We start from the raw sequence: 7,651 nt of genomic DNA, 5'->3' as shown, positions 1-7,651 counted from the left end.
GGCCGCCGCGCGGCGCTGCTCGGCCCGGCGCCGGGCGAGGACGCCCAGCAGGGACGAGCGGTTGCCGGCGGTCGTGCCCAGGGCCGCGGTGACCCGGTCGAGGAAGACGGCGATGAGCACGACGCCCAGGCCCGCCTCGACGCCGCGGGGGATGTTGATCGTGGAGATCGCCTCGACGACGAGCTTCCCGAGGCCGTCCGCGCCCGCCATCCCGGCGATGACCGCCATCGACAGCGCCAGCATGATGACCTGGTTCACACCCGCCATGATCGTGGGCATCGCGAGCGGCAGCTGGATGCCGCCGAGGATCTGCCCGGGCTTCGCGCCGAACGCCTGGCCGGCCTCGACCGTCTCGCCGTCGACCCCGCGGATGCCGAGCTCTGTGAGCCGGACGCCCGGCGGCAGGGCGAAGATCACCGTGGCGACGAGCCCCGGCACCACGCCGATGCCGAAGAAGACGATCGCGGGGATGAGGTACACCATCGCCGGCATCGTCTGCATGAAGTCGAGGACCGGCTTCAGGATCGCGCGCACGGTGTCGCTGCGCGCGGACCAGATCCCGAGCGGGATCGAGATGACCACGGCCACCAGCGCCGCGACGAGCACGAGCGCCAGCGTCTGCATGGCCGGCACCCACACGCCCATCCCCACGATGAGGACGAACGACAGCAGCGTGCCGACGGCGAGCTGCCACGAGCGGACCAGCCACGCCAGGAGGGCCGCGATCACGATCACGACGGGGAACTGCACCGAGAGCAGGATCGCGGTGAGGCCGTCCACGAGGAAGGCGAAGACGAAGGAGATGACGTCGAGAACGGCGCCGAGGTTGACCTGGATCCAGTCTACGGCCGCCTCGACCCAGCTCCCGATCGGGATGCGGAAACCGTCCATCAGCGCACCCCCTCCGGCTCGGCGGCGCCGGCCGCGGGCGCATCACCCAGCACGGCGTCGATCTCGGCCTGCGGCATCGGCGGCAGCGGGATCGTGATCTCCTCGGTCGCGCCCGGGCCGGGGCCGAGCGCCGCGAGCAGCGTGACGCGCGGGATCACCCCGACGAGCCGGTCGTCGTCGTCCACGACGGCCAGCGGCAGCGGCGACTCCACCGCGGGGATGAAGAGGTTCATCAGCACCTCGGACTGGTTCACGCTCTGCGGCACCGGCTTGAGGATCGCGCGCAGGTCGCTCTCGCCCTTGCGCAGCTGCTTGACGGCGTCGCGGTCGGTGAGGATCCCGAGCAGGTGCCGGTCCCGGCTGACGACGTAGGTCGCGGACATGTACGCGTCGCGCATCTGGCGCAGCGCGGTGCGGGGTCCCGCGGTCTCGGAGACGACGGGGCGCGGCCGCTCCATGACGTTGCCCGCCGTCAGGACCCGCGCACGGTCCACGTCCTGCACGAACTGCTCGACGTAGTCGTTCGCGGGGTCGGTGAGGATGTCCTCGGGGGTGCCGATCTGCACGATCCGGCCGTCGCGCATGACCGCGATCCGGTCGCCCAGCAGCATGGCCTCGTTGAGATCGTGCGTGATGAAGACGATCGTCTTCTGCAGCTTCTCCTGGAGCTCCAGCAGCTGCTCCTGCATCTCGCGGCGGATCAGCGGGTCGAGGGCGCTGAACGCCTCGTCCATGAGCAGGATGTCGGTGTCGGCCGCCAGCGCCCGGGCGATGCCCACGCGCTGCTGCATGCCGCCGGAGAGCTCGGACGGGAGCTTGTCGCCCCAGCCGCCGAGCCCCACGAGGGCCAGGATCTCCTCGGCCTTCGCGAGGCGCTCGGCCTTGTCCACGCCCTTGAGCTCCAGCGGGTACGCGACGTTCGCGGCGACCGTGCGGTGCGGCAGGAGCGCGAAGTGCTGGAACACCATCGAGACCCGATCGCGGCGGACCTCGCGCAGACGCTTCGCCGGGATGCCGGTGATCGGATCGCCCGCGATGGTGACGGATCCGGCCGTCGCGTCGTACAGGCCGTTGAGCATACGGATGATGGTGGACTTGCCGGAGCCCGACAGACCCATGATGACGAAGATTTCGCCCCGGTTGACGGTGAAGCTGGCATCGATGACCGCGGCGGTTCCGACGTCGAGCACGTCGTCGCGGGTCTCCCCGGCCTTCAGACGCTTCACCGCCTGCTGCGGGTTCCGACCGAACACCTTGTAGAGATTGCGCGCTTCGAGAGCGGTTTCGGACACGTATCCCCCGTTGGCTCACCTGATGGGGTGAACCCACTTCGGTAACGCCCGGGTGGTGATCACGGGGCCGCTTCGACAACGCTGCACGGACGGCACGGGCGCCGGATTTCGGATCCGGCGCAAAGATCGCCTACCTTACGCCCACGCCTCTTCGTGCACAGCAGATTCGAAAGAAGGACGCGGCCGCGGACTGGTCTTCGGGCTCGCTGGCCCACATTCCAACGTAACGAAATGGCTGATCGGGGGCAAATCCGCCCCTCGGCGACCCCCGCGCTTTCCCCCGTTGAGGCATGGTTTCGCCCGGCGTGTCGGATTCCGGGACGTGGACCGATCTGCACATCCGACCCCGATGCGCACACCGCGATCACCAGAACCTGTGCAGATCGGGACCGAGTGTGCAGATCGGGCGGTATGGGCGGGGAGGAGGCGCCGGTCAGGCCCGGACGGACCGGGTCACGGTGAACTTCGGCGTGCGGCGGACCTGCTCCGTGGGCCCGACCTCGGCGGCGAGCGCGCGGCGGTGGTCGAGGTGCGAGTTGAAGACCGTCCACACCTCGCCGCCCGGGCGCACGAGCCGGCCCGCCGCGACGATCAGCCGCCGCCCGGCGCCCTCGTGCACTCCGGCACCGAGGTGGAACGGCGGGTTGAGCAGGATCAGGTCCGCACTCGCGTTCGGGAGGTCCGATCCCGCGTCGTCGAGGGTCACCCGGACCCGCTCGGCCACACCGTTCGCTGCCATGGTCGCCGCGGCGGAGCGGACGGCGGCCGCGGAGCGATCGGTCGCGATCACCTCCGCGGACCGGTGTCGGAGCGCATACGAGGCGGCGAGCGCGCCCGTGCCGCAGCCGAGATCGATCACCCGGAACGGTGCGGCGGACTCGACGGGCGGCGAGGGGAGCCGGTCCGCCGCCTCCAGCAGCGCCCGGGTGCCGATGTCCAGCCGCTCGCCCGCGAAGGCCCCGCCGAACGCGCACAGGACGAACGACACCGCCGGGCCGGGCGTCGGGTCGGCGTGGGTCGCGCGGACGGGGAACGGCGACTCGCCCGCCGGCCGGACCGGCTCGTGCGCGAGGACCAGCCGGGACTTCCGTTCGGCGCGCTGCGGCTGGACCCGGCGGAAGAAGCGGCCGAGCACCTCGTTCTGGGCGACGGTCATGTGCTTCACCCGCCCGCCCGCGATGAGGACCGAGTCCGGGGCGGCGTGGCGCGCGACGGCGTCGGCGATCTCGGTCAGCTCCGCGAGCGCCTTGGGCAGCTGCAGCAGGATCAGCCGCGCCCCGCGGAGGAGGTCGGCGCCGAGCTCGTGCGGGACGAACCCGTCGACCCCGAGCTCCGCGGCGTTGCGCACGAGGGCCCGCCGCCCGGTGACGAGGTCCTGGTGCACGCGGATCCCGGCGAGCCCGTCCGCGACGAGCGGAAGGGTGAGGGCGCCGTACGCATCGCCGACGACGACGACCTCGTCGCCCCGGATCCCCGTGGCGGATCGCGCGATCTCGTCCCGCGCGCGGGCCACGAGCAGCTCGTCCGTCGCATCCCACGCGCGCAGCTCCGGCGCCTCGACGTCGGGGAGGCGGCGCAGGCGCGCGTAGGGGAAGCCGGTCACCCGCCCAGGCTACGGCCTCGCCGGAGGACGCCGCCGCGAGCCGGGCCGGGCCGCGCGGTGCGGGCCCCGATCCGCTCAGCCGCGATCCAGCTCGTCGAGGAGCTGCACCGCGGCGCGCGCGTACTCGCCGATCCAACGGTCGTGGATCCGCTTGATCGGCAGGGGCGCGAGCGTCAGCCGCCGCTCCCGGCCCTGACGCTCGCCGACGACGAGCTCGGCGCGCTCCAGCACCCGCAGATGCTGCAGCACGGTGGTGCGGTCGAGCTCGGGGAAGCGCGCGCACAGCTCACCGGTGGTGCACGGCGCGGCCTTGAGCACATCGAGCATGGCCCGGCGGACGGGGGCCGCGAGCGCCTTGAAGACGAGATCGTCGGCGCTTCCCTCCCTCTCGGACATGTTGTAATCTTACAACATGTCCGAGATCGAAACCACCGGCGCCGCCCCGCTCGGCGCCCTGTCCTTCACCGTCTCCGGCCGGATCGCGCGGCCGCGGGCGGAGGTCTACGAGGCCGTCGCCGATCCGGCGCAGCTCTCCCGCTACTTCACCACCGCCGGCGCCCGCGGACGCCTCGAGGCCGGCGCCGAGGTCTCCTGGGACTTCGCCGACTTCCCCGGCCGCTTCCCCGTCACCGTGGTCGAGGCCGTCGCCCCGGAGCGGATCGTGATCGAGTGGGAAGCGGCTGCCGGGTCGACCGAGGCCGGCACCACCCGCACCACCTTCACGTTCGCGCCGATCGACGACGACACCCGCACGCTCGTCACGATCACCGAGGAGTCCTGGACGCCCACGGCGGCCGGCGCGAAGAGCGCGTTCGGCAACTGCGAGGGCTGGACCGGCATGCTCGCGGCGATGAAGGCGTGGGTCGAGCACGGGATCAACCTCCGCGAGGGCTTCTACGCCTGACCCCCGGGTCGCGGACGGCGGATCGATCCGGGATCGGGGCGAACAGGCGCGCCGCCCCGAGTCGCTGCAGCACCGCATGCAGGAACAGGCATACGGCGACGAGCAGCCCGGTGAGCACGACCGGCCAGCAGGCGACGAGCATCCACGACACCATCCGAGAGGCACCGCTGTCCGACGCGGCGAGGCGCCGGACGCCTTCGGAGAGCGGGCTGCGAAGGAGCATGTCCGCATATGCGAGCAGCGGCATGTGCAGCACGTAGATCGGCAGCGTACGGCGTCCGAGCCATCGGGCGCCTGCCGCGAGACGGGGTGCGACCCGGGGAGCGAGGGCGGAGGCGGCCACGCCGAACGACACCGCGACGATCGACACCGCCGGGGCGACGCCGGGCACGAGGCGCAGATCGAGGACCGCGGAGACGACGAGCGCAGCCGCGTACCCGGCCGCGAGCATCAGCGCGCCGGGGACCGTGACCCGCGCCGCACCCTTCGCGACCGCCTCCCGGAGACGGAGCCCGGCCAGGAAGAAGAACAGGTTCTGGAAGACCTGCCAGAGGTTGTCCTCGCCCGGCGCGCCGGGCATCCCGACGACCCACAGGACCGGCTCGACGATCTTCGCGCCGGCGATCGCGGACACGACTGCGGCGCCGAGCAGCAGCGGCGCCGTCGGGATGCGTCGGGTGAGGCGGGCCACCAGGAAGTACGCGGCCAGCGCGAAGAGGAACCAGAGGTTCGTCGGGCTGATCGTGAGCTGGGCGAGGAAGACGAGCGGGGAACGCGCATGCGCCGTGCCGAAGTCGTCGATCGGGAGCACCACGACCGTCTGGATCGTCAGCCAGACGGCGTACAGTGCCGCGAACCGGAGGATCCGCGTGCGGAGCACGACCGGCCACGGACGGGCGACGGCGCCGACGGCGAACATCCCGGAGACGAGGAAGAACAGCGGCATGCGCAGCGGCAGCAGCTGCGCCCCGATCCGGCTCCACGCCTCGGCGACCGGCTGAGCGGCGCCGAGGTCCATCGGCAGGACGTGTTTGGCCGTGACGTGCCACAGCACGACGAGCACGATCGACGCGCCCTTCGCCGTGTCGGCCCAGGGCACGCGTCCCCGCATCCCCTCCCCCGGCACCGCTCCTCCCTGCCTCCCTTCCCGCCGCCCCGTGCCGCGGGCGATCAGCACCGGAGCGCCCCCTGGACGAGGCGGTGCACCAGCTCGTCGTACGCCACGCCCGCCGCCGCGAACATCCGCGGCGCCTGCGAGGCCGGGGTGAGCCCCGGCATGGTGTTGATCTCGTTGAACACGGGCCCCTCCTCGGTGAGGAAGAAGTCCACGCGGGCCAGGCCTCGGCAGCCGAACGCGTCGAAGGCGGCGAGGGCGGCGGCCTTCAGCGCCGCGGCCTCGCCGGCGCTGAGCGCGGCGGGCACGGTGAAGCGCGCCGATCCGTCGTACTTCGTCGCGGTGTCGAACAGCCCGGCGGCGTGGATCTCCAGCGCCGGCGCCGCCCACCGGGTCCCGTCGGCCTCCCGCAGGACCGCGACGTCGATCTCCCGCCCGCGGACCACGGGCTCGACCAGCGCCCGCCCCGGGCCGCTTCCGGCGTCCACGGCGCAGGCGAGGGCGACCGCCTCCACCAGCTGAGCCGCGTCGCGGACCAGGGAGACGCCGTGGCTGGACCCCGAGGACACCGGCTTCACCACCGCGGCCTCTCCCTCGAAGCCCAGCGCGTCGAGGTCGCGCACCGACACCACGCATCCCGGCGCCGTGCGGAGCCCCGCAGCGCGGGCGACCGTCTTGGAGAGCGCCTTGTCCATCGCCACCGCCCCGGCGAGCGTCCCGGAGCCGACCACCGGGACCCCCGTCAGCGCGCCCAGCGCCGCGATCACCCCGTCCTCCCCACGAGGTCCGTGCACGGCGGGGAACACCGCGTCCGCCGCCCCGATGACGGCGAGCGCGGCCGCCAGCGACGCCGTCGCCGAGGTGTGCGCGGTCTCGCCGGCCGCCGCCGGAGCCGGGTCCGGTCCCCGCCAGATCCCGTCGCGACCGATCGTGAGCCGGTCGACGGCGTATCCCCGCCGCTCCAGCGCATCCGCCACCCCCGCGGCGGACGCCGCCGACACCTCGTGCTCGACGTTGGCGCCTCCGCCGATCACCGCGATCCTCGCGCTCATGCCCCTGCTCCCTCGCTGTCCGTTCCTCTGCTGCCGCTCTCGACGGTGCGGCCGTCCGCGGTCTCGTGCACCAGGGACCGGCGCACGCGGGGACCGATCCCGGTCACGATCTCGTGCGGGATGGTGTCCGCCCAGCGCGCCCAGTCCTGGATGCTCGGCGCCGCCCCTCCGCGTGGTCCCCAGATCGTCGCGAGGGTCCCCCGGGGGAATCTCCGGTCCCGGGTGTCGACCACGATCTGATCCATGGACACGCGACCGACGATGCGGAACCGTTCGCCCCCGATCGCGACCGCCGCCTCCGGGGCGAGGCCGCGGGGGATGCCGTCCGCGTATCCGACCCCGAGGACGGCGAGGTTCGTGGAGCCCGCGGTGGTGTGCCGCCCGCCGTAGCCGACGGGGGTTCCCGCCGGCACGGTCGCGGTGTGCGCGACGGGCGCGATCAGCCAGGACGCTCCACGGAGCGCGACGGGATGCGCGGCGTTCGCCTCGGCCGGATCGATCCCCACCAGCCCCACCCCGATCCGCACGAGATCGTGGTGCGTGGCGGGGTCCGTCAGGGTCGCCGCGGTCGCGCCCAGGTGCACGCGCGCGGGCACGATGCCGGCCGTCCGCAGCATCCGCTCCGCCGCAGCGACGGCCCGGACCCCGTGGCGGTTGCGCTCCGGATCGGCCTGATCCGCGTCGGACAGGTGCCCCATGAGCCCGCGGATCCGCACGAGCCCGCGCCCCTCGGCCGTCACCGCGAGCCGGGTCAGCGCAGGCCAATCCGCTCGCGGCGCCCCGCCTCGGGCCATG

General features: G+C 73.2%; 8 protein-coding genes. 1 reads left to right on the top strand and 7 read right to left on the bottom strand.

Annotation, left to right across the window (positions count from 1 at the left end; genetic code table 11):
- From MR1_RS14820 to MR1_RS14805, 4 genes are all read right to left on the bottom strand, one after another.
- Positions 1 to 891, bottom strand: an 891-nt coding sequence (locus MR1_RS14820; protein ID WP_067248515.1) for an ABC transporter permease, incomplete at its 3' end; no start/stop codon positions are given.
- Entirely contained in the window at positions 891 to 2,183 is a 1,293-nt protein-coding gene (locus tag MR1_RS14815; protein WP_067248512.1) for a quaternary amine ABC transporter ATP-binding protein, read from the bottom strand. The genes MR1_RS14815 and MR1_RS14820, both read right to left, overlap by 1 nt.
- Positions 2,184 to 2,616: 433 nt before the next feature.
- Positions 2,617 to 3,786, bottom strand: a complete 1,170-nt coding sequence (locus tag MR1_RS14810) for a class I SAM-dependent methyltransferase (RefSeq protein ID WP_067248508.1) — start codon at positions 3,784 to 3,786, stop codon at positions 2,617 to 2,619.
- A gap of 75 nt (positions 3,787 to 3,861) precedes the next feature.
- Positions 3,862 to 4,182 carry an ArsR/SmtB family transcription factor gene (locus MR1_RS14805; RefSeq protein ID WP_067248505.1) on the bottom strand — a complete coding sequence of 107 codons (321 nt, stop codon included), beginning with the start codon at positions 4,180 to 4,182 and terminating at the stop codon, positions 3,862 to 3,864.
- 16 nt (positions 4,183 to 4,198) lie between these two features.
- On the opposite strand from MR1_RS14805, the gene MR1_RS14800 reads away from it, so the two are divergent.
- A complete protein-coding gene (locus MR1_RS14800; protein ID WP_067248501.1) occupies positions 4,199 to 4,690 on the top strand; it encodes an SRPBCC domain-containing protein in 492 nt (163 codons plus the stop codon).
- On the opposite strand, the gene MR1_RS14795 is transcribed toward MR1_RS14800, so the two are convergent.
- The 3 genes from MR1_RS14795 to MR1_RS14785 form a co-directional block, all read right to left on the bottom strand.
- Entirely contained in the window at positions 4,662 to 5,789 is a 1,128-nt protein-coding gene (locus MR1_RS14795) for an acyltransferase family protein (RefSeq protein ID WP_169797702.1), read from the bottom strand. The genes MR1_RS14800 and MR1_RS14795 overlap by 29 nt on opposite strands.
- A 71-nt stretch (positions 5,790 to 5,860) precedes the next feature.
- The gene (locus MR1_RS14790; protein ID WP_067248491.1) at positions 5,861 to 6,856 is read right to left on the bottom strand and encodes an ATP-grasp domain-containing protein; all 996 of its coding nucleotides are present in this window, start codon (positions 6,854 to 6,856) and stop codon (positions 5,861 to 5,863) included.
- On the bottom strand, positions 6,853 to 7,651 hold a 799-nt coding region (locus MR1_RS14785), incomplete at its 5' end, for an alanine racemase (protein ID WP_084344751.1). The genes MR1_RS14785 and MR1_RS14790, both read right to left, overlap by 4 nt.

This window comes from Microbacterium resistens NBRC 103078 (assembly GCF_001552355.1).
In the GTDB taxonomy this organism is placed as follows: Bacteria; Actinomycetota; Actinomycetes; order Actinomycetales; family Microbacteriaceae; genus Microbacterium; species Microbacterium resistens.
Note: the sequence above shows the minus strand (reverse complement) of the source record. Positions and strands in the feature narration are given on the sequence as shown.